20 protein-coding genes are annotated in these 26,073 nt (G+C 67.3%); 8 read left to right on the forward strand and 12 right to left on the reverse strand.

Translation table 11 applies throughout. The features are described from left to right. The 4 genes from IPK85_12725 to IPK85_12740 form a co-directional block, all read right to left on the reverse strand. Positions 1-465, reverse strand: coding sequence for a DUF1569 domain-containing protein (locus tag IPK85_12725; GenBank protein MBK8248252.1), 465 nt, complete (start codon positions 463-465; stop codon positions 1-3). A gap of 31 nt (positions 466-496) precedes the next feature. Beyond that, positions 497-2,098 (reverse strand): peptide ABC transporter substrate-binding protein, encoded by a 1,602-nt coding sequence (locus tag IPK85_12730; protein MBK8248253.1) that lies wholly within the window; start codon positions 2,096-2,098, stop codon positions 497-499. A gap of 133 nt (positions 2,099-2,231) precedes the next feature. Beyond that, entirely contained in the window at positions 2,232-3,968 is a 1,737-nt protein-coding gene (locus tag IPK85_12735) for a DUF885 family protein (GenBank protein MBK8248254.1), read from the reverse strand. Continuing rightward, positions 3,965-5,098 carry a Gfo/Idh/MocA family oxidoreductase gene (locus tag IPK85_12740; GenBank protein ID MBK8248255.1) on the reverse strand — a complete coding sequence of 378 codons (1,134 nt, stop codon included), beginning with the start codon at positions 5,096-5,098 and terminating at the stop codon, positions 3,965-3,967. Before IPK85_12740 ends, IPK85_12735 begins: the two co-directional genes overlap by 4 nt. Before the next feature lie 103 nt (positions 5,099-5,201). Between IPK85_12740 and IPK85_12745 the strand changes: the two genes are divergently transcribed. Next, positions 5,202-5,750, forward strand: coding sequence for a hypothetical protein (locus IPK85_12745; protein MBK8248256.1), 549 nt, complete (start codon positions 5,202-5,204; stop codon positions 5,748-5,750). Here the strand turns inward: IPK85_12745 and IPK85_12750 are convergent. After that, positions 5,747-6,940 (reverse strand): VanZ family protein, encoded by a 1,194-nt coding sequence (locus IPK85_12750; protein MBK8248257.1) that lies wholly within the window; start codon positions 6,938-6,940, stop codon positions 5,747-5,749. The genes IPK85_12745 and IPK85_12750 overlap by 4 nt on opposite strands. A gap of 205 nt (positions 6,941-7,145) precedes the next feature. On the opposite strand from IPK85_12750, the gene xrt reads away from it, so the two are divergent. The 3 genes from xrt to IPK85_12765 are packed head-to-tail and all read left to right on the forward strand — an operon-like array spanning position 7,146 to position 9,387. Then, positions 7,146-8,000, forward strand: coding sequence for an exosortase (xrt, locus tag IPK85_12755; GenBank protein MBK8248258.1), 855 nt, complete (start codon positions 7,146-7,148; stop codon positions 7,998-8,000). After that, positions 7,993-8,670 carry an EpsI family protein gene (epsI, locus tag IPK85_12760; protein MBK8248259.1) on the forward strand — a complete coding sequence of 226 codons (678 nt, stop codon included), beginning with the start codon at positions 7,993-7,995 and terminating at the stop codon, positions 8,668-8,670. Before xrt ends, epsI begins: the two co-directional genes overlap by 8 nt. 42 nt (positions 8,671-8,712) lie before the next feature. Beyond that, on the forward strand, positions 8,713-9,387 hold the full coding sequence (locus tag IPK85_12765) for a hypothetical protein (protein ID MBK8248260.1): 675 nt from the start codon (positions 8,713-8,715) through the stop codon (positions 9,385-9,387). 86 nt (positions 9,388-9,473) lie between these two features. On the opposite strand, the gene IPK85_12770 is transcribed toward IPK85_12765, so the two are convergent. Continuing rightward, on the reverse strand, positions 9,474-12,380 hold the full coding sequence (locus tag IPK85_12770) for a TonB-dependent receptor (GenBank protein ID MBK8248261.1): 2,907 nt from the start codon (positions 12,378-12,380) through the stop codon (positions 9,474-9,476). A 109-nt stretch (positions 12,381-12,489) separates the two neighbouring features. Then, the gene (locus IPK85_12775) at positions 12,490-12,711 is read right to left on the reverse strand and encodes a hypothetical protein (GenBank protein ID MBK8248262.1); all 222 of its coding nucleotides are present in this window, start codon (positions 12,709-12,711) and stop codon (positions 12,490-12,492) included. Between the two features lie 598 nt (positions 12,712-13,309). Between IPK85_12775 and IPK85_12780 the strand changes: the two genes are divergently transcribed. Continuing rightward, the gene (locus IPK85_12780) at positions 13,310-15,034 is read left to right on the forward strand and encodes an HDOD domain-containing protein (protein MBK8248263.1); all 1,725 of its coding nucleotides are present in this window, start codon (positions 13,310-13,312) and stop codon (positions 15,032-15,034) included. Positions 15,035-15,145: 111 nt separating this feature from the next. Here IPK85_12780 and IPK85_12785 read toward each other — a convergent pair whose 3' ends face one another. Both IPK85_12785 and IPK85_12790 read right to left on the reverse strand, forming a co-directional pair. Then, positions 15,146-15,865, reverse strand: coding sequence for a hypothetical protein (locus IPK85_12785; protein MBK8248264.1), 720 nt, complete (start codon positions 15,863-15,865; stop codon positions 15,146-15,148). Then, positions 15,862-17,874 carry a S9 family peptidase gene (locus IPK85_12790; GenBank protein MBK8248265.1) on the reverse strand — a complete coding sequence of 671 codons (2,013 nt, stop codon included), beginning with the start codon at positions 17,872-17,874 and terminating at the stop codon, positions 15,862-15,864. The genes IPK85_12785 and IPK85_12790 overlap by 4 nt, the downstream gene beginning before the upstream one ends. Before the next feature lie 104 nt (positions 17,875-17,978). Between IPK85_12790 and IPK85_12795 the strand changes: the two genes are divergently transcribed. From IPK85_12795 to IPK85_12805, 3 genes are all read left to right on the forward strand, one after another. Then, on the forward strand, positions 17,979-18,803 hold the full coding sequence (locus IPK85_12795; protein MBK8248266.1) for a hypothetical protein: 825 nt from the start codon (positions 17,979-17,981) through the stop codon (positions 18,801-18,803). A gap of 68 nt (positions 18,804-18,871) precedes the next feature. After that, on the forward strand, positions 18,872-20,104 hold the full coding sequence (locus IPK85_12800) for an MFS transporter (protein MBK8248267.1): 1,233 nt from the start codon (positions 18,872-18,874) through the stop codon (positions 20,102-20,104). Positions 20,105-20,202: 98 nt separating this feature from the next. After that, entirely contained in the window at positions 20,203-20,940 is a 738-nt protein-coding gene (locus IPK85_12805) for a methylated-DNA--[protein]-cysteine S-methyltransferase (GenBank protein ID MBK8248268.1), read from the forward strand. Positions 20,941-21,001: 61 nt separating this feature from the next. Here the strand turns inward: IPK85_12805 and IPK85_12810 are convergent, their stop codons facing one another. The 3 genes from IPK85_12810 to IPK85_12820 all read right to left on the reverse strand — a co-directional run bounded on the left by IPK85_12810 (position 21,002) and on the right by IPK85_12820 (position 25,987). Then, the gene (locus IPK85_12810) at positions 21,002-23,089 is read right to left on the reverse strand and encodes a hypothetical protein (protein MBK8248269.1); all 2,088 of its coding nucleotides are present in this window, start codon (positions 23,087-23,089) and stop codon (positions 21,002-21,004) included. 127 nt (positions 23,090-23,216) lie between these two features. Beyond that, positions 23,217-24,614, reverse strand: coding sequence for a PAS domain-containing sensor histidine kinase (locus IPK85_12815; protein MBK8248270.1), 1,398 nt, complete (start codon positions 24,612-24,614; stop codon positions 23,217-23,219). Then, entirely contained in the window at positions 24,611-25,987 is a 1,377-nt protein-coding gene (locus IPK85_12820; GenBank protein ID MBK8248271.1) for a sigma-54-dependent Fis family transcriptional regulator, read from the reverse strand. The genes IPK85_12815 and IPK85_12820 overlap by 4 nt, the downstream gene beginning before the upstream one ends. Positions 25,988-26,073: the final 86 nt, after the last annotated feature.

The following is a 26,073-nucleotide window of genomic DNA, read 5'->3' on the forward strand; positions in this document are numbered from 1 at the left end:
TCACGACGCGAACTGGCGGAGGTGGTGATCGGTGTGGCGCCACCCCCAGTGTTGCCACTCGGCCTGGGTCAGCGGCCCGAAGGCTGCGTGCGGCCGACCCTCCCCGTTCCACGTGGCGAAACGTTGGATGAGGTCGACCACGTCGGTCTTGAGGTGTTCGAACTCGGGATCGACCGCCGGTTGACGACGCACGGCATCGAAGTGTGGGAGCGTCGGGCCATTACGGGGCCAGGCGAAGGGTGCGTAGAACGCGAACGGGCGGATCACCTTCCGGAAGAACCAGTTGCTCTGGTCACGGACGGCGATATCACCCAGCGCGGCGCGATAGGCCTCGGCGACGTGCCAGAGCATTTGCGAAACGTTCATCTTGCCCCATTGGCGTGGGGCGCCGGCGCTCAATGCGCGCACGCGAGACACGAGCGCGTCGCGCGTCGCGGGATCGGTCAGGGTGGGGGAGAGGGGCACGGACGAATCGGCAGGAAATGAGGGGCGAGCGCTAGGGCGGCGAGACCACGTCCCACTCGTGCACGTTCCAGAAGACGCCGGTGTTGGTGGGATTGCCCTTGAACCCTCGCAGCGTGGCCGGCACGCCATCCAGGCGCGTCACGTTGTACAACGGAATCTCCGGGGCCAATTCGGCCAGGCGCTGCTGCACCTGGACCAGGAGGCGGCGCCGTCGTGTCTGGTCGATCTCCCGATCGCTGGCGTACATCATCGAGTCGAGCCGCGCGTCGGCCACGTAGTTGATGTTCCGACCTGCGGGCGGGGTGCGGTCAGAGGCGAAGAAGAGGGTCAACTCCGGGTCGGCCGGCATGTGCCACCAGTGGAGCATGGCGTCAAAGTTCCCCTCGAACCAGAGCGAGGAGATCGACGTACCGTCAACCAGCTGAATCTTCATGTCGACGCCGACATCGCGGAACGCGCGTTGCACGACCTGCGCCACGTTTTCGCGGGTGACAAAGCCGGCCTGTGTGAGGAGGGTGAACGTCAGGGGCACGCCGTCCTTCTCGCGAATGCCGTCGCGATTTCCGTCGGTCCATCCGGCTTCGTCGAGGAGGGACCGCGCGCGCGCCACGTCAAACGGGTAGGTGGCCACGCTATCCGTGAACGCCCACGACAGGGGCTGGATCGCCCCGTGCACCACGGGCGCCAGCGAGTCGAGGATCGTTCGGGTAATCGCCTCGCGGTCCAGGGCATGCGTGAGCGCGCGCCGGACGCGTACGTCGGCAAAGGCCTGCACGCGACGTTGATTGAGCGTGATGTGTTCGTACGAGTTGCCCATCATGCGGTGCACCGTCACCCCGGGCACCTCGCGGAGTTCTCGTGCGCGATCCCACGGGACCAACGCCACCACGTGCGCCTCGCCGGCGGCCAGTTGGTTGATGCGGGTGGTGGCGTTCGTGATGAACTTGAACTGGATGCGCCGGATCTTTGGCTGGCCTCGCCAATAGGTGTCCACGCGCTCCAGCAGGATGTACTCACCCGTCTTCCACTCTGTGACCCGGTAGGGCCCGGTGCCTAACGGGTTTCGATTGTAGTCGGCCGCCTGGTCGATGTTGCGTCCCTCGAGGACGTGCTTCGGGAGCGCACCGCGGACGAACTGCAGCTGGTAGGGGGCATAGGGCTCGCGATAGTGCACGACCGCTGTCAGCGAATCCGGTGTGTCCACCGACGCGATACGGTCGAAGCCGTCGGTGCTCTCCGGGTTGTAATCCGGGGAGTTGATCGCGTCCACGGTGAACTTGAGGTCGGCGGAGGTGAAGGGCACGCCGTCGTGCCACCGGATTCCCGGGCGCAGCCTCCAGGTGACGTCCATTCCCCCGTCCGCACGCAATACCACGCCGCCATTGGCAATGGTCGGCACCTCTGTGGCCAGGACGGGGACGATGTTCATCTGCTCATCGTTGGTCACGAGCCCTTCGATGATGCAGGTCTGTACGTCCTCGAGGATGTGTGTGCTGAAGCGGTTCAGGGTGTCGGGCTCCCGATCGTAGCCCACGACCAGGAGGTCGTTGCTGGCGGCGTTGCGTGACGCCGATCGTTCAGCGCACCCCGTGAGCAGGAGGCAGGCGAAAAGGCGAAGGGGGGTGCGGATCACGAGGAGAGGCCGTTCGGGAAGGCGGGACAATGGGCGAACGTTGGCTTGCTCCGCGCTGTGCGGGAAGGGAGACCAAGCCGCCTCCGCGTCGCCAAGGCTGAACGTCTGGCCTGCCAGCTGGCGCCCCGGCGTTTCAGCCTGTACGGCGTTCGCCCTCCGCGGCGACCAGTCGCTGGACCAGGGCCACCGGCAGGGCCCCGTGTGCGAGGAACCGGTCATGAAAGCTGCGCAGGGAGAATGCACGTCCCTCACGGGTCGCCGCCGCCCGGCGTGCCTCATGGACTCCTTGCGTCCCAAACCAGTACATCATGGCGGTCCCAGGGAACATGCTGTTCTTGGTCGCCTCGGCCCGCGCCATCTCCGGCGTCATCCCCACGGTATCGACGTAGAGGTGGATCGCGTCGTCGAAGGAGCGGCGCCCCGTGTGAAACTCCAGGTCCACGAGGGCACGGGCCAGCATCCGCACGCGCGTGTGCTGCTCGGCGACGCGCTCCTCTAGTGTGAGGAACCCGACCTCTTCCATGAGGTCGGTGGCGTAACACGCCCAGCCCTCGGCCATCGTGCCACCCTGGAGCATGGCAATTCGGCTGGCGCAGTCGGCCGCCGCGATGCGCCCGACCCGCGTGGGCGCGCGGTAGGCATACCAGTTCTGGACGTGGTGGCCCAGCGCCCCATGATGAACGACATGGTTGAGCTTGATCGTCGAGTGGTTCCACGCGCGGAGGTGCCGCGCGCGGGAGTCATCGTCCAGGCCGTCGACTGGCGTGACCACGTAGTCGTAGACCGGGTAGGTGTCGAAGGGCGCTGGGGAGCGGTAGTACAGGTAATACAGGGACGGAGCGGCCATCCGCGTCCATTCGGGGATGGGCACGTACTGGATCGGGGCATCCGGCCAGGTGACGAGGTCGTGGGCGTCTGAGGCAGCGCGACAGGCGTCCCAGCATTGGTGGAATGCGGCGAGGTAGTCTTCCGCGGACGGATGGTCCTGCGAGAGTCGCTCTTGCACCTCGGCCAGGGAGCTGGCACCAGCCTCCCGGATGCGCGCCGAGAGGAGCGCCTGATGCTCCGGCAGGGCGCCCAGGACCTCGCGGCGCAGCTCGTCCGCGGATCGGCCGATCCAATGGCCCCGATGAATGCAGGCGTCGAGCAGTTCCTCCCCGGCGGGTCGGGCCACATCGCTGGTGCGCGTGACGTCGTCGAGCGCAGCGGCGGCGGCGTGTACGGCCCCCGCGGCGCCCTGGGCGGCGTCTACCAGTGCCTGGGTGCGATCGTCCGCGAATGCCATCGCCTGACACCACCGCGGGATGCCGTCGGTCAGGAGGCGTTCCATCGCCGCCGCCTCGCGACGTGCGCGGTCCGCCCACGTGGCCGGGACGGGGTGTGCGGCGACGGTGGCCATCGCCCCGGCGAGGAACCGGGGGATGGCACGGAGGCGCTGCAAGAGGAACGAGGCGCGCTGGGTGGGTGGTGCGAAATCTCGGGTCACCAGGCCAACGACCGAGAACGCCGCTTCACCGATAACCAACGATGGATTGCCGCGCGTGAAATGGGGCGAGGCCAGTTCTGCGAGCGTGAGGTCGACGTGGGAGCGAGCGACCGCGCGATCGATCGCCGGCCAGTCTTCCGGCATCAGGTGGCGGTCGAGAGCGTCGGGCTCGCCGAGCGCTTGTCCGACCACCCGCCACCGGTGGATCGCCCGCTCGTGCCCGTCCGGGGACCAATCCGGGAGCCGGTGGTCGTGGGCATGGACGCCGATGAACGTGGCGTCGACCGGGCGTAAGTCGTAGAGCGTCTCGAAAAACGTATCGAGCGCGTCTGGTGAAGGGGACTGCGCGGTGGTCACGCGATCCGGCCCTGGTGGTGCGCTCACTGCGGCAGGGGCAGGGAGACCCATCGTCGCTGCCGGAACGACACCTCGACGGCGTTGATCACTTCCTGCACGCGTGCCCCGTCCATGAAGTCGCCCTCGTTGATTGGGTCTGGCGACTGGATCTCGCCGAGGAACGAGGAGATGAGGTTGGCATAGAAGAGCGTGCGCCAGGCCTCGCGCTTGTGCCCGCCGACCGGGTAATACGCCGCGGGAACCTCGAGCTCCTTGAACTCGACGTCGTCCGGACGCGCGGCCTTGAGCACCTCGCAGACCCCGAATTCCTCCACCAGGCGACAGATCAGCGCGCCGTGGCTTCCGTAGACCCTGGCTTCGATGCCGGGGTAGTTGCCGACGGTGACAAAGGACGTCTGCACGCTGCCTAACGCGCCGTTGGCGAACTCGCCGATGAAGATGTCGCCATCGTCAATGTTCATGCGCATCATCCGCCCGGTCGCGCGCACCATGCGTTCGGGGATGAAGTTGCGCATGGTCCCGACCACCTCGCGGTAGGGGGCGCCCACCGCCCACATCCCAATGTCAATGATCGGCGCGCCATAGCCTTCGAGGGACGACACCTGGATGACGGCGGGATCGGCGTCCGGATCCACCTGGCGGAGGGGGTTCATCGGGTCGAGCCACTGGGAATTCTGCTCGTACCCGTTGAAGATGAACGGCGTGCCGATAAAGCCATCGTCGATGAGCGCCTTCATGTACCGCATGGCCGGCGCGTATCGAAAGGTGAAGCCGAGCTTGGTCTTGAGCCCCTTGGACCTGGCGAACTCGGCCGCCCGAATGGTCTCGCGAAAGTCGTAGGCGACGGGCTTCTCGCAGAGAACGTGTTTCCCTGCGTCCAGGGCCCCCCACGCCAGGTCGAAGTGTGTGGCGGACGGCGTGCAGACGTCGATGAGGTCGATGTCCTCGCGGCGAAAGAGTTCGGTATGATCGGTCGTCACCACCGGAATTCCCATGTCGGTGGCGAGCGCGTCGGCCAGGTCACGCTGCGGGTCGCAGATCGCGACAACCTCGCACCGCGGGTCCCGCTTGAAGCCGGGCACGTGGGCCAGTCGTGCCCATGCACCAGCGCCAAGGACGGCGACACGGACCTTTCTCGAGGGATCGACGTATGTCATCAGGGGAGGGTGTAGCGTGGCGGCCAATGTATTCGTCTGTGGGGGGCGGGGCCAGCGAGCTCCCGGACTTGCCTTACCGATACGACGTTCACGAGACTACAGCATGACTCTCCTACCTCGATTCCTCCGCTACTTGCCGGCCTTCGCGCTTGTCGTAGGCTGCATCGACTACGAGGCCAAGAAGCGCAACGAAGCGGATGTCCGGGCCCAGCGAGCCACCAATAGCATCGAAGCCAAGCGAAGTGGCGCGGGCAAGGCCGGTGGGTCAAACGCGAAACTCCAGGGTATCAATCGCGCCACCGGCGAGGCGCTCTCGCCCAAAGGCGAGGCGCCGTTCGAGGAGGTGCGCGGCTACATCGTCCGCGGAACGGACGAGTCCTCATTCCGCCGCTGTGGATCGTCGCGGGTGTACTACACGCGCCTGGCTCCACCTGCCGCGGCCCAGGTGGCGCAGCGCTACCGGTTTCGCGCGAACGCGCTCCTTTCACCCGTCTACTTCGCGGTGATGGGACGCATGGTGGACGATACCGTGACGGTCGGTACGCACACCTACACCGCGGTCATCGAGATCTCCGATATCCTGGGGGACAAAAGCGAGGGCACCCCGGCGTGCGCGCCGCCCCCACGCGGCAGCATGATCGCGAGTCGTTAGGCTTCGGTCCGGCCGGCCTCGCCGAGGAGCACCAGCACCTGGCGCCGCTGCAGGTAATACAACCATCCGCCGTAGACGCCGGCCAGCGTGACCAGCACCCCGCGCGCCAGGCTGGCGCCGTGCCCGATATGGAAGCCGCGCAGGGACTCGACGAGCAGTGCCCCGGCCAGGGAGAAGGCCAGCAGGCGGGGCGCACCGTTCGAGAAACGCTGCAACGCGCGACCGCGATGTTCCGCCACGGCGTATCCGCCAAGGGTGAACGCGGCCACCAGTTCGAGGAGTCGCAGGATCTCCGTTCGCGTCCACTCGGACGCCACGCCGGGAAATCCGATCCCGATCTGCCACGTGCCAACGCCTTCGATCAACGGGCCGGCCCCCAGCAGCAGGGCGTACGCCACGAACGTCGGCACACACGACAACAGCACCAGCACCTCATACCGACGCTCGCGCCCGTCCACGCGCCCACTGTCCAGTCGTCCCCGCGCGAACGTGGCCAGGACCGTGCACACGAGACCAACGGCCACAATCACCCCGTGTCGTGCCAACAGCGGGAACGCGCCCGCCAGATACCACATCCCGGTGAATAGTGCGGTGGTTCGTGACGAGACCCGTCGGTCCGGCCCGAAGTGATGTCGCTGGAGCCCGCCGGCGACCAGCGCGCCGGTCAACCCGACGAGCAGTGAGAGGGCGGCGTGCTCAGGGGCGTCGCCACTCGCGAGTGCGTTCAGCCACAACAACGGCACCATCAGGTAGATCAAGCCCATCAGGGGCAGCTCCAGTGACAGCCGGCCGACCAGGTCACCTTCGCCTGCGAGGCGCCGGAGCGTGAGGTCGCTGAGGGCTGCCCCCAACCACGCCCCCATCGCGTTCGCCGCGACGTCTGCCACGGACGAATACCGTTCGACTTCGAACAGCTGGGCCACCTCGATGGCCGTGGAGACCAGCGCCCCGAACCACAACACGCGAAATGCCGAATGCCGTCGGTGATGTTCGCTGGCCACCCGGTACAGGAAGCCGAGGGGGACGAACAGCAGGACATTCGCCGTGATGTCGAGCGCACTGCCCGTGAACAGCACCCGCCAGGCGAGGGGACGGGAAAACTGGAACGGGAGCAACGTGATGATCAACGTCACCGCGAACAGGTACCCCAGGACAGCGAGCCCGAGCTGGGACAGGGACCGCCGCGGCACGCCGGGGTGCGTCAGAGGGGCCGCGTTCGGGCCAACGGACGGAGTCCCGGCGGGGGTCGCCAGGCGCGCGGGGGGTCGGTGGAATTCAGGCATACGGCAGCCGTGAGTATCGGCGCCTATGATCGTCAATATTGAGTAGCCACCTTCCGGCTTAATTCCGGACAGAATGACCGCGCCAGCCTTCCCGACCGCACCGAGAGTAGAGTTGCCTGGTTCCCCGGCCCACCTGGGGATCACGGCCGTTCTGTTTGCCGCCCTCTTCTGGGCGCCCTTTGCCAATACGGCAGCGGCATGGTGGAACGATCCCGATTCGTCACACGGCCTGCTGCTCGCCCCGCTTTCCGTCTGGCTGGCGTGGCGCGCGGGGCGCGTGCCCAATGCCAAGGGGCAACGCGCCCTGGGCCTCGCGCTCATCGTCGTCGCCATCCTGTTTCGGTATGTCGCTGCCCTCGCGGCCGAGGCCTTTGTCGGTCGCGCAGCGATGCTGCTCGCCCTCGGCGGCCTCGTGACGTGGGGTTGGGGGCTTCGCCAGTTGATGCACTGGTGGCTTCCCGTGCTGCTCCTTGGGTTGAGCATGCCGCTCCCTGAGATCGTCCTGGGTTCCCTCGCGCTCCCGCTGCAGTTCCAGGCGTCCAAGCTTGGCGCCGCCCTGCTGGCCACTCGGGGCATTCCAGTCCATCTCGACGGCAATGTGATCCGGCTCCCGGGGCATGATTTGTTTGTGACCGAGGCGTGCAGCGGACTGCGGTCATTGACTGCCTTGTTGAGCCTTGGAGTGCTGCTTGGTGGGCTGGTGTTGCGTCATCCAGTCTCGCGCGTGGCAATCGTTGCGCTGTCGATCCCCGTGGCCGTCGTCATCAATGGCGTGCGGGTGTTCGGTACGGGTTTCCTGGTGGCCTTCGTGGATCCAAAGCTCGCGGAGGGGTTCTCTCACATGACCGAGGGCTGGCTGCTGTTCCTGGTCGCGTTCGGTATCCTCGGAATCATCACCTGGGGCGCCCTGAAAGCCGAGGCGCGCTGGTTGGGAGCGCCGCGTCGAGAGGAGGCAGCCCATGTCTAGGTCTGGTGCGTGGGTTCCAGCGGGACTCTTGGGCCTCGGGCTCGCCCTGGTCCAGTCCGCTGGCCGACAGGAGACCGCGACGCTTGCACGTCCCCTGGCCGAGCTCCCGCGGCAAATTGCGGGAGCCGCTGGAGACGAGCGCCCACTGACCCCGGAGGAGATTCGCGTCGCGGGGGTTTCCGACTACCTGTTCCGAATCTTCCGTCGCGACTCGACCAGTGCGTTCTCCGTGTACGTGGGGTACTACGCGTCGCAGGCGACAGGCAAGACCATCCACTCGCCTCGCAACTGCCTGCCGGGGGCCGGGTGGCAGGTGGTGGAGTCGGGGACGCAGCAGGTGGCGCTCCGCGGCGCCCCCGTCACGGTGAACCGGTACATCATCGCGAACGGCCCGCTGCAAGCGGTGGTGCTGTATTGGTACCAGGGACGCGGGCGTATCTCACACTCGGAGTACGGGGTGAAGTGGGAACTGCTCCGTGACGCAGCAACGCGCGGCCGGACCGAGGAGGCGCTCGTGCGGGTGATGGTGCCCATCGCCCCATCGAAGGCCTTCACCGAGACAGATTGGCGTGAGCGCCGCCTGACCGCCGAGGGGTTGGCGCTCGAGGTCGCCGGCGAAGTCCTGCCCCTGCTGGACGGCGCCCTACCGCCGTGGGTGACGGCAACCTAGGTCGGGTTAAACAGCGCCATCCCGGGGCCGATACTCCCCGGCATGAAGTCCCGATCCTTCGTCCTCTCGGCCGGTGCGGCGCTCCTCCTGACTTCGTGCGGGAAGGAAGCCGTGGTGGTACAAACCCCCGGGTCCATCAGCCTGGTGCAGGGGAACCTGCAGTCGGTCCAGGGGGGGCTCGAGCTTCCCAACCCGATCGTCGTCCGGCTGCTCGATACGGAAGGGCTGCCGATCGCGAAAACGGCGATCGGATTCTCCGTGGTTATTGGTGGCGGCGCGGTGGCTCCGGGAAGCGCCATCTCCGATGAAAACGGGGAAGCCAAGACCAAGTGGATCCTGGGTACGTCCGATGCCAACCAGACATTGCAGGCTCGGGCCCCAGGACTCGACCCATTGAGCATCAACGCGATTGCCCTGCTGCCCACCGACATGCTCGTGGCCCAGGGTGGCAACCAGACAGCCAAGCCCTCGGCCGCGCTGCCCAACCCGATCGTGATCCGGGTGGTTGGCCCGAACAACGCGCCCATGAAGGGCGTCGCCGTGGCGTTTCAGGTGATCGTCGGCGGAGGGCTGATCTCGCCGCAGTCCGGCTTGACCAATGCGTTAGGCGAGGTCACTGCGCGGTGGAGTCTCGGTTCAGCCGTGGGCGCACAAGCCCTGGCGATATCGAGCGGTAACCTGCAGCCGATCACGCTCAACGCCATTGCGGTGCCGTGAGCGCAAACCTCCCCACAACGACACGAGCGGCTGCCGGAAGGCAGCCGCTCGTGCGTTGAGGCTCCAGCACTGATGAACTGCGCCGATCAGAACGAGTACTGCAAGCGCGTCAGGAAGAGCCGACCGATCAGCGGCGCGCCCGGCATCGTGCGGTAGCCCTGGTCAAAGACGTTGGTGCCGTTGACGGAAAGCATGACTTCCTTGGCGCCCGCGATCGGCAAGCGGTAGTTGAAGCCGACGTCAAACACGGTGGCGGCCTCGACCTCATCGTACCGGTACGAGGTGGTGGTTCCCGGGCGCTGGAAGGTGATCGGGTTGCCCTGCAGGTTCGGCCCCGCGGCATACACGCCGGAGTTCACCGGGTAGGCGTCGTTGAATCGCGTGCGCGCTTCGAATCCGATCCCCTTGCCCTCATTGCGGTACTTCAGGGTCAGGGAGCCCTTGTTGCCCGGGGAGTTGAGCATCAGCGCCGTCCCATTGCTGCTGGTCACGTCCTCGAAGATGGTCTTGCTGACGTAGCTGTACATGCCGGCGACGGTGAACTTGTCATTCAGGACGATGTCGAGCGCCGCATCGAGCCCGCGCACCGTGATCTCCTGGTCGCTCTGCGAGGTGTAGGTCGCGTAGAGGTCGGTGCCGTTGGCAAAGCGGTCGTCGTTGAACTGCACGATGCCCACCGGCAGCGAACCGGCCAGGGTCGCGATCTGGGTTGCGATCTGGGTCGCGGCCGCGGCCGCCTGCTGCGCCGGGAGGCCGGCTGCGATCAGGGCCTGGGCGATGTTCGGGCCCAGGAACGCACCGAGCTGTGGACCGTTGAAGAAGATGTTCGGCGTGGACAGGCCGGCCGGGTTGCCCACGTCACCACGCTGCTGGACCCACGCGTCGATGGCGAGCCGGGCACGGTTGCCCAAGATCCCCTTGTAGCCGAGTTCGTAGGTCTTGTTGTACGAGGCATCCAGCGGCCGAATGTCACCGATCTGGGCTGGCGTCAGGGCAGCCGTAGGCGCGTTGAGGAACGACATGCGCGAGCCGACCTGTGCATCGGTCGGGCGCAGCGTGCCGAGGAAGCTCACCAGCTGGTTGGCCACGGTAGCGCCGACCGCTGGGGTCAACTGGGCCACCAGGGTCGAACGCAGCCCGGCGACCACGCCCGGGAACATTGCGGCGGCGGAGGACGGGACCCAGTTGTTGCCGCCGGAGAAGCGCGACTTCATGCAGAGGCCACCGTTGGTCGCGCCGCAGGTCCGGTTGAACGTCCATCCTTCCTTGGGCGGGTTGCCCAGCGCGCGGATGTTGTACCCGGAGTTGCCGATGTTGCGCGCCTGGATCAGGTCCAGGAAGTAGGAGAAGTTCGCCGGGGTCGAGAACGCGCGGTTGAACGTGGCGCGGAAGTTCTGCGTGGCGCTCGGCTTGAAGATGAGGGCGACGCGCGGCGAGATCTGGTTGCCGTCGATGCGGTTGTTGTTGTCGGCCCGGAGTGCAGCGATGAAGTCGAACTTGCTGGTGAGGTTGGTCGTGGACTGCACGTACCCACCCATCTCCGTGATGCCATCGTTCTCCTCGTTCCGCCCGTTAATGGTACCGCCGGTGCGAGCGTCGGTCTTGATGTAATCGAGGCCGTAGACAAAATCCTGCTTGCTGCCCCAAGCGAAGCCATGCTGCAACTGCGCGGCAAAGACGCGCGACTGGTCCACGATCGGCTGGCCGGAGCGCAGGAGGAACGTGCCGTCGGTGTCGAGCGAATCCTCGTTCCCGGCGTTGTTCACGTTCAGGAAGGCCTGGGCGAACCAGCGGCCCACACGTGCCCGCTGCTGAATGCTCCGGTACAGCCAGTTCTTGATCTGGCCCGTACCGTTGGCACCGGTGTAGTCCAGCCCGCTGGCGAACATGTTCACGCCGGCCGTCGTGACGAACTCCTTGTCTGCCGATGGGCGGTAGTCGATGCGCGCTTCACCGGTGTACTTGCGCAGGTCAAAGTCCCGGATATTGGGCTGGCCGCGACGCGCCGCCGGCGCCTCTGCCGGGAACACGTCGGGCTCGCCCGGATCGTAGACGGGACGGCCACCTGCACCAACGATGCGGTTCCCCAGCGTATCGCGGGCCGTCTCGCCGGCCCACTCGTTCGCCGTGAACGCTTCACCAGAGATCTTGTAGCCGAGCTTGGGAGTAAAGAGCCCCGCCGTCCGGAAGGAGCCACGGAGCAGCGACCGTTCGCCGCCGTCGATGGTGACCGTGGTCCCCTGCGAAGAGAACGGCGATTTCGTGATCACGTGCAGCACGCCGTTCGCCGAGTTGGGGCCGTAGAGCGCAGAGGCCGGTCCGAGCAGCACCTCGACGCGCTCGATGTCCTCGTTGGTGGCCGTAAACAGGAACGGGATGTTCACGCGGAGCGAGGGCACCGCAGCGAAGCGGTAGTCCTGCAAGGTGAGGATGGATCCGGAGAAGGCGTTGTTGAATCCGCGGGCCACGATGTTGCTCTGCGCCAGGCCGCCCGTCTGGATGTCCACGCCGGGAAGCCCCTTGAGGTGGTCCGCCACCGTGACCGACGGCCGCTCCTGGATGTCGCGCACATCAACCACGGAGATCGAGGCAGGAGCGTCGAGGGCCTTCTCCGGCTTGCGTGACGCCGTCGTCACCACCGGGTTGAGTTCGGTGATGACGGCGACCAGCTGAATGTTCGCCGTGGTCGTGCCATTCGCACTGACAGCAATGTTGTCCACGCGCTTCTCGCCGTAGCCCAGGCGCCGGGCGACGAGACTATAGGTCCCGGCCGCCAGGTTGCCGATGCGGTAGGTGCCGTCGTCGCGCGTGAGGACGGCGGCGACCGCCTGGCCATTGCTCGCCAGTGCCTGGACGCGCACGCCCTGGACCGGAGCGCCACCGTCACCGGCGGTCACCGTCCCGGCGATTCCGCCTCCCTGGGCCATGGCCGGCACCGACAGGAGGGTGGCGGCTGCGGCCAGGAGGACGTGCCTGACTCGTAGTGAGAACATCAGCTGATCCTGAGGAAGGGTGGGGTAGTGCAAGCGCCCCGAAGATACGGCTGGGCTGCCCGGCCGGGCTAGACTCCTCCTCCCCGACAGGGCCGACGACGGCGGTCGTCTAGTTTCCCGGCGAGACGGCTCCCGGGAGGGCAGCATCCACGTCGTCCAGGTTGACGAAGGCGCCACAGAGCCCGCGCCAATGCCCAAATGGAAGGCCGAAGGCCTGTTCGCCGGGAAGCACGTGTATCATCGTCCGGGCGGCGACGCCCTCCGCGGCGTCCACCCACCAGCGGATGCACACCGCGCCACTTTTTTCCATCTTCACGTAGGCGTGTCGCACGAATCGCACTTTCCCGGTTGCGGGACCCGATCTCCCAGTGAACGGCGCTTTGCCGGTCGCGGTTCCACGGGATGGTTGATCGTGGGGTCCTTCCTGATCGCATCGGGCCTGCAGGGGCAAGCCCCGCCCCCGACGACAGGTTGGCGTAACCTTGTTGGCCGTACGGTGCTGGATGTCCGGGCCCAGCCCGGTGAGGTTCGCGTGGGCCTTGCAGGAGACACGGCCGAGGTCGCCCTCGTTTTTCGTGCGTCCGACGTCCGCCGGACAGTGGACAGTGCGATCACGCGCCTTGCCCGGCGCCGTCCGCCGCCGACCCCCTGGTCCGCTCGTCTCGAAGAGCCCGGCGTAAGATCAGGAGTCCTGGAATTCCGCCGGTATCGATCCGCCAAGGGAGCGGTGTGGTTTTCCCTGTTCGCGGCCGAGGACGTCGTCGGTGGGATCCGGGACTCCCTTGGGCTGGCCGAGGTGCGCCTCGTGCTGGGCGCCCTGCGCACAGCGGCCCGGGCCGCGACGCCCCCCCCGCGCGCACCTCGACGGTCGCGATAAAGCCGGAGCGACCAGGCGCCGATACTGCGGATACTTGTCCCGCCGCCCCGACATGAGCAGCAGTCCGATCGCCCGCACCGCGCCGTCCACGCACGCCCTGGGAGTGTCTGACGAGCCCACGGCGCTGGAAGTGCGGATGCGGCAGATCCTGGCACAGGCCGACTTTCCGGCGATCTCGCGAGATGCGCTCGAAGCGCTGAAAGCGACGCCGGACAACGATGCGTCACTCCAGCGGCTGGCGAACATCGTACTGCGCGAGTACTCGCTCACGCTCAAGGTGTTGCGCACGGCGAACTCGGCGTACTACAAGCGCGGGGGGAAGCCGGTGCAGAGCGCCGCGCACGCGATGTTGCTCCTCGGCGCACGGACCGTGCGAAGCCTCGCAGCGAGCCTCCTCGTCTTCGATCACTATCGCAAGCGCTCGCCCGGACTCAAGGAGCAGATGCTCCTCAGCATGCTGACCGCGAACCATGCGCGTGAGCTGGCCATGCTGCGCAACCTCCCGGATCCGGAAGAAGCCCACCTCGCCGGGATGTTCCGCAACCTCGGGGAGGTGCTCGTGGCCGGCTACTTCCCCCGCGAGTACGCGCGGATCATCAACCAGATGGAAGTGAACCGCAAGGCGCCCGGCATTGCCGCGTTTGAGGTCCTGGGCTTCACCTTCGAGGACCTCGGGGAGGCGCTCACGCGCCACTGGGGGATGCCCGAGGCGGTCGTGGGCTGCACCCGAGCGGATGGGCCGGCGGGGGTGACCGAACTCGGGGCCGTGGTGGCCTGCGCCCACGACCTTACCACGGCGGTGTACCGGCGCGACCGTGAGGTGCGCGGCGACGGCGTTACCGACGTGATGGAGCGCTATGCCAAGGCGTTGAAGCTGTCGCGTGCCGATGTGGGGGCCGTCATGAAGGCGGCATTGCGCGAGACCAAGGAGATCTTCGCGAGTGCCAAGGTCAACATCGATGATCTGCGCCTGCGCAACCAGCACGACGCCGCGATCAAGGAGCTTGGTGGCTGGGTCGGGATGGCGACGCCGCCGTCGACGGATTCCGTGACGGGCGACCCGGTGGATGGGCTGCGGCGGACGTTGGTCGAGGAGGTACGTCGGGCCGCCGAGCCAGCGTCCGGGGAGGACGTGAACCGGGTCATCCTCACGACGCTGGAGGCGATCTACCGCGGCGGGCCGTTCGACCGCGTGGTGTTCTGCATGATGGCCCCCGACGGGCGGTCGGTGAAGGCTCGCTTCGGCCTTGGGACGGCGGTGGAGCCGCTGCTCGAGTCGTTTCGCTACGACCTCTCCCCGCGCGAGGGGCCGGTGGCCGTCGCGATGTTGCGACGACAGAGCCTGTTTGTTCCCGTGGATCGCGACTTCACGGCCCAGGAGCTGCGCTTTGCGCAATCGTTAGGCGCCGGAAGTTTCGGGATCCTGCCTGTGGTGGTTGCCGGTCGACTGATCGGGTGCGTGTATTGCGACCGACCTTGGAACGCACGCATTCCCGACAAGCCGACCGTGGCGTTTGCGCGCCAGGTCTGTGACGGCGCGGCTCGCGGGATCGCCGCGCGCCGGCATACACCGCTGGCCACCTCGGTCGTGCCGACGCCGCTCGCGACCACGGCCATCCCGGCGTACCCCGCCTCGGTGAAGAGCGACGCAGTCCTGCGGATGCTGCGCGGGAGCTCGGTAGATGCGCTGTCGACCGAGTTGTCTATCCCGGTCGAACAACTTGAGATGTGGCGCCTCGATTTCCTGAGTGGCGCCATGAAAGGACTGGGCGGATAGGCCCGCGTGAGGTCGGGACATCCGCCCCCCCCCCCCCTGCGCGCGGCGCGCACCCGGCCGGGTCGGCCCTGCCCCGGTCGGCGGGGGGGGGCCGGTCGCAGCGCCGTGCCTTCAGCTCACTGACGCGCTCCCCAGCCGACAACACCGCGTGATCTTCTGCCAGATCTTCCGCGAGAGCCCGCTGGTCAGGTCCTCGATTTCGTTGACGGACTGGTAGACGGCAGGATCCTGCAGATGCTGGACATACAGCGCGGCCAGCTTGCCAGTGACCGACAGCAGCTCGGAGCAGTAGTCCAGGTAGCGCCCGAGGTCCGCGCGTGACATCCGCCGGTCAGGCGAGGAAGCGGTGTCCGGCGTTGGGGCGAGCAGGCGATCCGGGTCCTTGGTCAGCTGGTGCATGTCCACCACGTGCGCGATGGAACGCAGGACGTGGAGCTGTCGCAGTGCCTCGCGCCGCTTGAAGCGCCCCTCGATCGAGGCCAGGAACCAGGTGCCAATGCCGAGAAAGACAAACTCGTTGATGACCGACTCCACGCCGGAGAGGAAGTCGTCGATCCCGATCCCCTGGCCGGTGTCCACCAGCCGCGCGGCGCGCACCAATCCCCAGACGATGGCGATCAACGCCAGCAGCCCGATGGCGGTCGTGCCAATGCGCAACGGCCAATGGGGCCTGCCTAACGATGCGGCGCCGGACGCACACTCGCGCCCGACGCCGCACAGGTCTGTCGCCACCCGGCCGAGGCCGGACCCGGGGAAGCGTTCCTCGATCCGCTGGCGCAACCGCTCCAGCGTGCGGAGGATCTCCCCGGCATCCAGCGCGCGGAAACTCACTGCGTCGTGGCCGGCGCGCCGTGGGTCCAGCGCTCGAACCAGGAGCGCAGGTACAACTGCGTCCGCAGGTAGTTCGACGGCTTGCTCGACGTCCCATGCCACTCCTCATTGAACCGGATCATCGCCGTCGGCACCTTCCGGAACTTGAGGGCTTCATAGAACTCCTCGGTCTGCGGCATCGGCGTGCGCAGGTCCTGGACCCCCGTCATCAGCATGGTTGGCGTCTTCACGTTGCCGACGTACATGATCGGCGAGCGGCGCAGGTGCTCGCTCGGGTCATCCCAGAACGGCTTGGCGAAGTTGCGGTACCACCCGGGCCCGTCCGTCGTGCCAACAAAGGACAGCCAGTTGATCACCGGACAGTTGGAGCTGGCCGCCGCAAACCGGTCCGTGTGTCCCACGATCCACGCCGTGAGGACGCCGCCGCCGGAACAACCAAAGACGTACATCCGCTTGGGGTCGATGTACCCGCGATTGACCACCGTGTCGACGCCGGCCATCAGGTCGTCGAAGTCCTTGTCCGGGTACGCGTTGTTGATCTCGTTGCCGAACTTCGTGCCATAGCCCGTGGATCCGCGCGGGTTGGTGTACAGCAACACGTAGCCTTCGGCGGCGTGGTTCTGCCGGGCGAAGTTGAAGGCGCCGTTGTACATGGAGTGCGGCCCGCCGTGGATCTCCAGCATGAGCGGGTACTTCTTGGTGCGGTCGAAGTCGGGCGGCTTCACGATCCAGCCCTGGATCTTGAGCCCACCAACCGACGTGTACCAAATCTCCTCCGTTTCACCGAGCTTCTTGCCGGCCAGGATGTCGTCATTGACCGACGTGAGCTGCGTGAATCGTGGTGCTGCGATGGGGAACGTGACGATGTCCCCGGGGCGAGTGGCGTCCGCTAGCGTCCCGACAGCCACCCCTCCGACCCTGGAGATCTCCTCAGTCGACAGCATGTGCTTGCCCGTCGTGACCGGCTTGACCCCACTGCCGTTGGCCGCAGCAAAGTACAGGTTGCGGTACCCTTCACTCTCGGCACTGAAGTAGATCCCCGATCCATCGGTGGCCCAGATGAGTCCCTGGGGCGAGCGATCGAAGTTGCCGGAGATCTGCCGAGGGTTGGACCCGTCAGCACCCATGACGTATAGCTCGGCGTCCTTCCAGGTCTGCCGCACGGAGTCATACCCGGTGTAGGCGATCAAGCGGCCGTCCGGCGAGGGCGTGGGGGAATTGTCCGGTCCGCTGCGGCGCGTCAACTGCGCGATGGCGCCGCTGGCCACGTCCACCTTGTAGATGTCACTCTGCCGCCAGCGATACTCGGCCTCCGGGACGCGATCGGCGGTGAACACGATGCTTCGTCCGTCCGGCATCCACTGCGGGGCGGTGTGGTTCCAGTCACCGCTGGTCAACTGTCGCGGCGACCCGCCGTCCGCGCTCACCACAAAGATGTGCGTGTGTCCCGATGGGGTGAACCCAACGCCGTCCTGCCGGTAGTCCAGTTGCGTGACAACCCGCGGGGGCTCCGTCCACTTGGCGCCATTGGGCGCGGCGGGCATCGGGATGTTCCACCGCTCCACCTTCGGGACCAGCATGTTGAAGGCAATCCACTTGCCGTCCGGCGACCACTGGATGTTGCTCGGCGCCTGGGTGAGCCGCGTCAATTGGGAGACGGCACCTTCGGCATCCATCCACTTGACGAAGACCTGAGCGCCGCTCGGTTGGCCTGGCGCCGTGTAGGCGATGCGCGAGCCGTCCGGGGACCACTCGACCGGCCCGCCGCTCATGAGCACGCGGTTCTTCGTGCCGTCCACGTTCATGATCCACTGGGTGGTTTCCCAGCGGTCGTTCATCTTGTCCGCCCACCGGCGACCATAGACGATTTGCTTGCCGTCGGGTGAGAGCCGTGGAGACGAGACGGTCTCCCATTCGAGGTACTGTTCGAGCGCGAGCTTGGTGCTGGGCTGGGCGGCCAGGGTGCCAACGCCGAAGGCGAGGGCCGCGATCGAATGACGCAGGCGCATCAGGGGTTTCTCGCACGTTTGGGGACAACGGATAATGCGGGCCGGTCCCGGCAGGCGGAAGGAGGCTGGTTGCGGAGCTGCCCGTCGCCCCGCATCGTCCGCTGATGCGTACCGAGTGCAGACGCCGCTCCCTCCGCTGGCTGGTGCCCGCGGTGGTGACGCTCGTGTCGGGGTGCAGCCTCGACGTCGGGCGGCCGCTCGCCCCCGAGTTTGACGCGGACCTCATCGCTGAGGTGACCCGACTCCTCCGCGACGTGCGTGAGGCACCCTCGACGGCAGACTTGTCGCGCTTTGGGTTGCCGGCGGACGTGAGCGTCTTGCAACTCGCGTGTTTCCCGGTCATCTCCGGGGACACGACGCGGAATGCGAGCCGGGTTCCGGTCGATCAGGTCAACCTGTGGCCCACCGGGCGTTGCGCCCGGTCCGACGTTCAGGTGCGCGCGTTCAGCGGGAGCGTCCGGGTGCAGGACCTGGGCGACCGGTTTTCGGCGCGGGTCACGCACGGGGTGAGTGGCGTGTTGGGGCGCGGGTCTGTCGACGTCCAGGTGGACTTCCAGGGCACGCTGGAGGTCCGGGCGGTCGACGACACCACGGGTGAAGCGCGGGTGGAGCGCCGGTTCAGCGAGCGTTCAGTCGCCCCGGCTGCGCCCGAGGCGAACCTGCGAGTGCAGGCGTTCACCTATCGCTGGGTGGATCGCCTGGGGGTGCCTCGCGGCACGATCGGTCTCGCGCCAACGCGCGTCCTCCTGTCTGGTGCCCTCACCCGCGTGACGTCAGGAACGGCGCAGGACTCCGTGCGCGTGGACTTTTCGTCGGTGACGCCGCTGGAGCCCGATGCGCGCTGCCTCGTCGGCTATCGCGTCGGTGAGGTGGAGATCCGGGTCACAGGGACGCGGAGCGGGATCACGCGCTTCCAGCTGTCCTGCTGACCATCAGTCGGGGCCAACGCCTCCGCTCGCGGCGCCTGACGCGGGGTGTGCGCTAACTTGCGCGCGCCATGATCGCCCCCGATCCCTACGCGGCGCTGCGCGTCCGCGCGTTCCAGTGGTTCATCGTCTCGATGCTGGCGATGACCATGGTGGCCCAGGTGCAGAACGTCGTGCTCGGCTGGACGGTATACCAGGTGACGCGAGATCCCCTCGCGCTCGGCCTGATTGGCCTCGCCGAGGTGGTGCCGTATGTCGCGGTGGCCCTGGTGGCGGGGTACGTGGCGGACCGCACGGACCGCAAGCGGGTGTCCGCAATATCATTAGGTGTCCTGCTCGCGGCGACGGTGGTGTTGGCCGTGTATGTCGCGGTAACCGATGAGTCCCGCCCGATCTGGCCGTACTACCTGGTGATCGGCGTCTGTGGGGTCGCGCGGGCGTTTCTCCAGGTCTCCCGATCAGCCCTGGTCTCCGAGATCGTCCCCCGGTCCACGTACGTGAACGCGGCGACCTGGCGCAGCTCCACCTGGCAGCTGGGGTTGGTGCTCGGTCCCGCGGTCGGAGGGCTGCTCCTTGGTGGCATCGGGATGCGGGCCACCCTGGTGGTGAACGTAATGCTGTCGGTGGTGGCGCTGGTCGCCATGCTGGTGCTGCGCCATGCGCCAACGCCACTGGAGCGCGGGGCAGGGAGCGTGCTGCGCAACGTCGCCGAGGGGCTGCGGTTTCTCCGGGTCAACCAGGTCATCCTGGCCGCCCTGAGCCTGGACCTGGTGGCGGTGTTGTTTGGGGGAGCGGTGGCGCTGATGCCTGTGTTCGCCGTCGACATCCTGCACGTGGGGCCGCGGGGCATGGGGATCCTGCAGGGAGCGCCAGGCGCTGGCGCCGTCCTGATGGCCGTGTACCTGGCGCACCGTCGACCGTTCCTGCGCGCCGGGCGGGCGCTGCTCCTGGCCGTCGCGGTGTTCGGTGCCTGCATGATCGGGTTTGGGGTCTCGACGTCGTTCCCGCTGTCCGTGGCCCTGCTCTTCGTCTCGGGAGCGGCGGACAACATCAGCGCGGTCATTCGTTCCAGCCTGATCCAGGTGCTGGTCCCCCCGGAGATGTTGGGACGGATCTCCGCCGTCAATGCGATCTTCATCGGGTCGAGCAACGAACTCGGCGCCTTCGAGTCCGGCGTGGCGGCACGGTGGCTCGGGGCGGTGACCACCGTGGTGCTCGGCGGTGTGGTCGCCCTGGTGACCGTTGGGATCACCGCCTGGCGTGTCCCAGTCTTGCGACGCCTGCGAGAGATCGCGCCTCCCTGACGCGCGCTCCGCACGCGGCCATGCACCGGAACTTGCCCGCAGCACTGTTGGCGCAGGAATCGGGTCGCCGTCACGCCTGCTCGATGGTACGATCCCTCATGCCATTGCCGCTCGACCCCCGCTATGCCGACGTCGTGCACCGCCGCCGCTCCGCCGACGGCGCGTTCTGGATTGGCGTGACGACCACCCACGTCCTCTGCCGGCCGTGGTGCCCGGCGCGAACCCCGCGGCCCGAGCACCTGGAGTACTTCGCCAGCCCAACCGCGGCGCTGCAGGCGGGATTTCGGCCATGCAAGCGATGCCGTCCGCTCGGCGATCGATCCGTGGTGGCCCTGCGCGAAGGACGGGTGGGCACGCCCCTCGGGGAGATGGTGGCCATCGGGAGCGACGACGGGCTCACGCTGCTGGAATTCGCGGACCGCCCGATGCTGCGGACCCAGCGGGAACGCGTCCGTCACCTGTTTGCGAGCGAGATCCTCCCGGGAGAATTTCCGGCACTCCATGCCGTGCAACAGCAGCTCGATGCGTACTTCGCACGCCTCCGGACCACCTTTGCGGTGCCGCTGCTGCCGCTGGGCACGCCGTTCCAGCGTGCCGTTTGGCGGGCGTTGTTGGCGGTGCCGGTGGGGTCCACCACGACCTACGAGCGGCTTGCAGTTGACGTTGGCCGGCCAGGGGCCGCGCGTGCTGCCGGTCGGGCCAACGGCGACAACCGGCTCTCGATCCTTGTGCCGTGCCATCGGGTCGTCGGAAGCGATGGCGACCTCACCGGATATGGGGGTGGGGTGTGGCGCAAGCAGGCCTTGCTCGAACTGGAAGGGGCAAGGACGCCCTGACGGCACAAGGGCCCCGGCGGGTGGCCGGGGCCCTTGATGTCCGTTCAGCTGTGGCCGGTGGCTAGTTGTTCACAAACACCTTGATGGTCATGCGCCCGTCGTTGCCGGCGGAATCGGTCGTGCGCATTTCCAGGACGTGCCAGCCATTGGTCACGGTGGACGAGCTCCAGGTGGGGCGGTACGTCCCGGAGGCACCGGCAAGGGTGACGAACCGGTTGCCGTCCACCGAGAACTTGGCGTCGACGATCGTGCCGCCCGTGCTCGTGGCGGTACCCAACATGCTGACGACACCCGAGACCGTGGCCCCATTGGCCGGAGCCTGCACCCACGAGGTGGGATAGGTGCCCTTGCGGTCCTTGTCGATGCCGTACACCACGATCGGAACGGTGGCGATCCCTGGGGCCGACAGCGTGAGCGTCCCGGCATTGTCCACCTTGTCCGAGTCCCGGATGGTCGCAAAGGTGACCGTCTGGGCCACGTTCCAATTGGCCGGCGTGAAGGTGAGCGCGGCCGGGGAGAACGAGACGTTCATGGTGCCGGCGAGGTAGGCGACCGCTACCGTCACGTTCGCGGTGGGCGGCTGCGAGAGGCGGACCGTGAAGGACCCTCCGCTGCCTTCGTTGATGCGGTGCACGGTCTTGGAGACAACGTAACTCTGCGGAAGGACCGTGACGGTGGCCGTTGCCTGGTCGCAGTTCCCCGGAGCCGGGCTCGCGCTCTCGCAGATCTGGTAGGTGACCGCGTAGCTGCCTCCAGGCGTGCCGGCCGCGACATCGACCGAGCCGTCCGTCAGGTCAAGGGTGATCCCTGCGGGTGCGCTGACTTGCGCGAGCGTCACCTTGGCCAGCGTCGCGGCCGCCCCATTGAAGGTGTCATTCGAGAGGACGCTCGCGATGGCGGTCCCTCCCGGGTAGCTCGGGACACTTCCGGCGTCGTTCACCGCATCGATGGCGTAGGCGGTCACTGTCACCGTTGCCGTCGCTTGGTCGCAGTTGATGGGGTTCGCCAGCTCGCAGATCTCGTAGGTGATCACATACGTGCCGACCGGGGTGCCGGGATTGACGCGGAGCGCACCCCCGGGCTGCAAGGCGAGATGCGGGTCGGGCGCGACCTGCGTGAGGCTGACAGTCTGCAGGGTTGCTGTCGCCCCACCCAGCACGTCGTTCGCGAGCAGGTTGGCGATCGCGATACCGCCGCCGGTCTTCCCGGCGCCCTGGTCGTTTACCGCGTCGATGACATTCCCGGTGACGGCGATGGTGACGGTCGCTGCGTCGCAGTTGGTCGCGCGGCCGGTCTCGCAGGCGCGATAGGTTAACGTATAGGTGCCCACGCGGGTCCCATACGCCACGGTCACGCTGCCAGTGGCGGCGTCCAGGGTCACCCCGGGGTGCGTGGTCGTGAGGGGCGTGATGGTGACGGTGGCCAGCGACGCCGGCGCACCCGCGAGGAGGTCGTTGTCCAGCACATTGGAGACCACCACACCGTGCTGCGGAGAGGCGATGCTGCCGGAGTCATCGTGCGCGACGAGCGCGGTCCCGTTGCTGTTGTCGTACTTCCAGAAGAAGTGCCCGATGACCTGGTTGGCGACACTGGTGTTCGGGTCGCCAAGGATCTGCATGCGGGACGGCGCGCCAAAGCCGACCTGGACCTGGGCCTGAACCGCCGTGCCCGGGACGGTGGAGCTTGCCGTCCACCCTCCCGTGAAGCCGCCAAAGCTGCACGACCACCCGGAGCATCCGCCGGTGGCCGTGGTGAAGAAGTCGGCAAAGAATGCCGACGCACCGGCATCGGCGGCCGTACCAACCAGCAGCGGCGTTGTCGCGATAGCCGGCGCGTACCGGGCCAGCAGCCCCGTAACCTGTGCGTCCGTGGCCCAGACCCAACCCGAGAGGTCACGGCTGTTGAGCACGCCATAACACGGGGTAAAGCCGTCCCGCGGGCAGAGGGCTGCGACCTGCGTCCAGCTCAATCCGACGGTCTCGGTAAGCTGTCGCCAGATCGCGCCCTGACCATCGCCGATGTTCGCCATCGCCATTTCACGCGACGACGGGACCAGATGCGGGCGGCCGGTGCTCGGCGCCGACGGGCCGTCGGCACAAGCAGCCGCGATCAGTGCGAGAATCGGGAATGACCTTCGATGCAGTGACATGGGGGCTCCGCTGAGGGGGATCATTCCCAACCGGAGCAGATGCCATGCCCACTGTAAGGGATTCTTAACCCTCTGTCAGGCAATCGCTTACGAAGTTCGCAGATTTCCTCTCCCTGAGCGACCGGTATCAGATCGTTCCATGTGAGTGCCGTTTCGATGCAGCGCCGTCCCCGACCTCACCCGCGCCACTGACGTCCTGAATCGGGATTCGCAGGCGAGCCATGGCTCCGCGGCGGTCGCCACGGTTCTCCAACACCAGGGAACCGCCGTGGCCCTCGGCGATCTGCCGGGACAGGACCAGCCCGATCCCCGACCCCTCCGGCTTCGTGGTGAAAAAGGGGATGAACAAGTTGGCAGTCCCGTCGATCCCAGGGCCCTCATCCACGACCTGCACCTCGGCCCAGTGGCCATCCTGCGACCACTGGATCTGCACGCCCCCCTGCGTCCCCACGGTCGCGTCCGCCCCATTGCGCACCAGGTTAATGAGCGCTTGCTCCAGCTGATCCGGATCCCCGCGCACCTCCAACGGCGGGCCCTCGACGACCCTGACCACCACCCGCCCCTCCAGGCCGGCGGCTCGTCGCGCGAGGGCGCCGAGGTCAAAGGGGCGTCGCACCGGCGCGGGAAGCCGTGCCAGGCGTGCGTAGGAGGACATGAAGCGCTGTAGTGCCTCCGCGCGCGAGGAGATGACCTCGAGTCCCCGGGCCATGTCGTCGCGAGCCTCGCCCGTGACGGTCCGATCGGTGATCCCCTGCAGGGTTCCGGCAATGGACTTGATTGGGGTCAGCGAGTTGTTGATCTCGTGGCTTAACACGCGCACGAGTCGCTGCCACGCGAGGAGTTCCTCCTCCCGGAGGCTCTTGGTCACGTCGGTGACGACGAGGAGCAGGTGCGGGCGCCCTTCCTGGCGAAACGTCGTGCGTCGGACTTCCCATCGTCCGCGGCGCTCCGGGAAGGCGCGTTCGTGCACCCTGGGGGTACTCCCCGTGAGGAACTCCGCCATACCTAACGCGTCTGCCGCGCGGCCAGCGAGGCGGTCGTACGGCTGCGCCAGCAGGCGCTCACCCGCGCGATTCGCAAGGCGCAGGCGATTACCGTCGTCAAAGGCGAAGATGGCCACGTCGATCTCCGACATGACGGCGCGGAGCAGGGAGGTGGCTTCGAGCGCCCCCAGTCGTTGCGAGCGCAGGGTATCCCCCAGGAGGTTGATCTCCATGAGGGCGAGGCCAAGGGCGTCATCGGAATGGGAGAGCCGTGCCCGCAGCGAGAAATCCCCCTCGCGCAGTGCGGCGAGCATGTTGGACAGGGTCTGCAGAGGCCGGACGATCCGTTCGCGCAAGACGAGGGTGACGATGATCCATGTGCCCAGGACGAAACCGCCGAGGGTCCAGGTCACTCGGGGCGCATATTCGCCGTTGAGCAGCAGGGCCACGGTCGCGACGACCCCGGGGAGCCCTGCGGACAGCGCCAACAGGAAGACGCGGCGCTCGTGGGGGGCAGGTGGCCGTGGCGGCCGCGAATTCACGTCGCGGTCTCCGACACCTCGATCTGGAAGTGCTCGAGTCGGCGGTAGAGTGCGCTGCGGCTGAGGCCGAGTGCCTTCGCGGTGCGCGATACGTTGCCGCCATGCCGGGCGAGCGCCTTCCGGACCAGGATTTTCTCCACGTCCTCGAGGGGCAGGTCCTCGAGCCGAATGGGGGTCGAGGCGCTGCCGCGCAGGGCGAGGTCCCCGAGCCGGATCGTGTCGCCCTGGGCAAGCAGGACGGCGCGCTCGACCACGTGGCCGAGTTCGCGCACGTTCCCGGGCCACGGATGCTCGAGCAACGCCTGCATGGCCGGCGACTCGAACGCCTGCGCGGACTTCCGGTAGCGCCTCGCGTGCGTCTCCAGGTACGCATGGGCCAGCGGGGCAATATCCTCGCGCCGGTCCCGCAACGCCGGTAGGCGCAGCTCAATGGTGTTGATGCGAAAGAGCAGGTCCTCGCGAAAGCGGCCGGCCCGCACCTCGGCGTCCACATCGGCGTTGGTGGCCGCCACGACGCGGACATTCGCCTGACGCACCCTGGACGACCCCACGCGTTCGTATTCGCCGGACTGGAGCACGCGGAGCAACTTGGCCTGCTGCGCTGCCGAGAGGTTGGCGATTTCGTCGAGGAAGAGGGTGCCTCCCTCGGCGACCTCAAAGCGTCCCGCGCGGTCCATGCGGGCGTCGGTGAACGCCCCCTTGACGTGCCCGAACATCTCGCTCTCGAACACGCCGTCCGCGATCCCGCCCAGGTTAACGGCCACGAACGGCCCCGAGGCGCGGGCGGAGGACCGGTGCAGGAGGGTGGCGACCAGCTCCTTGCCGGTGCCGTGCTCGCCTGTGACCAGGACGTTGGCGTCCGAGGGGCCGACGCGTTCCATGAGCTGGAGCACCGGTCGCATCGAGGGGGCCGTGGCAATAAACGCCGTGCTGCGTGCCGCGCGCAGGGTGGCGTTTTCGCCTTCGAGTCGCTGGTTGCGACGTGTGGCCCGGCCGAGCTCGACCGCATTGCGCACGACGGTGAGCAGTCGCCCATTGTCCCACGGCTTCTCGATGTAATCCTGCGCCCCCCGCCGCATCGCCTCCACCGCCGTGTCGATGCTCGCCCACGCCGTCATGACCACGACCGGGAGGCTGGAGTCAAAAGCGCGGATGCGTTCCAACAGCGCGAGCCCCTCCCGACCGGACGTCGTGTCCCGCGTGTAGTTGAGGTCGATGATCGCGGCGTCAAAGTCCCGCGCGCCCACCAGGGCCGCCGCGTCCGCGGGGCTGTGCGCGGCCTCGATGGTGTATCCCTCCCCCTTGAGCAGCAGGCGCAACGCCTCGACGACATCCGGCTGGTCGTCGGCAACGAGGATTCTGGGGGTGGGCATGGCGGGAATATCGTCCAACCGCGGGGGACGAAGAAGACGCGGGCCGGTGGCACCGGTCAGCGCGGGTCGGCATACTACGGTGTGGC

It is taken from the genome of Gemmatimonadota bacterium (genome assembly GCA_016712265.1).
Taxonomy (GTDB): Bacteria; Gemmatimonadota; Gemmatimonadetes; order Gemmatimonadales; family Gemmatimonadaceae; genus RBC101.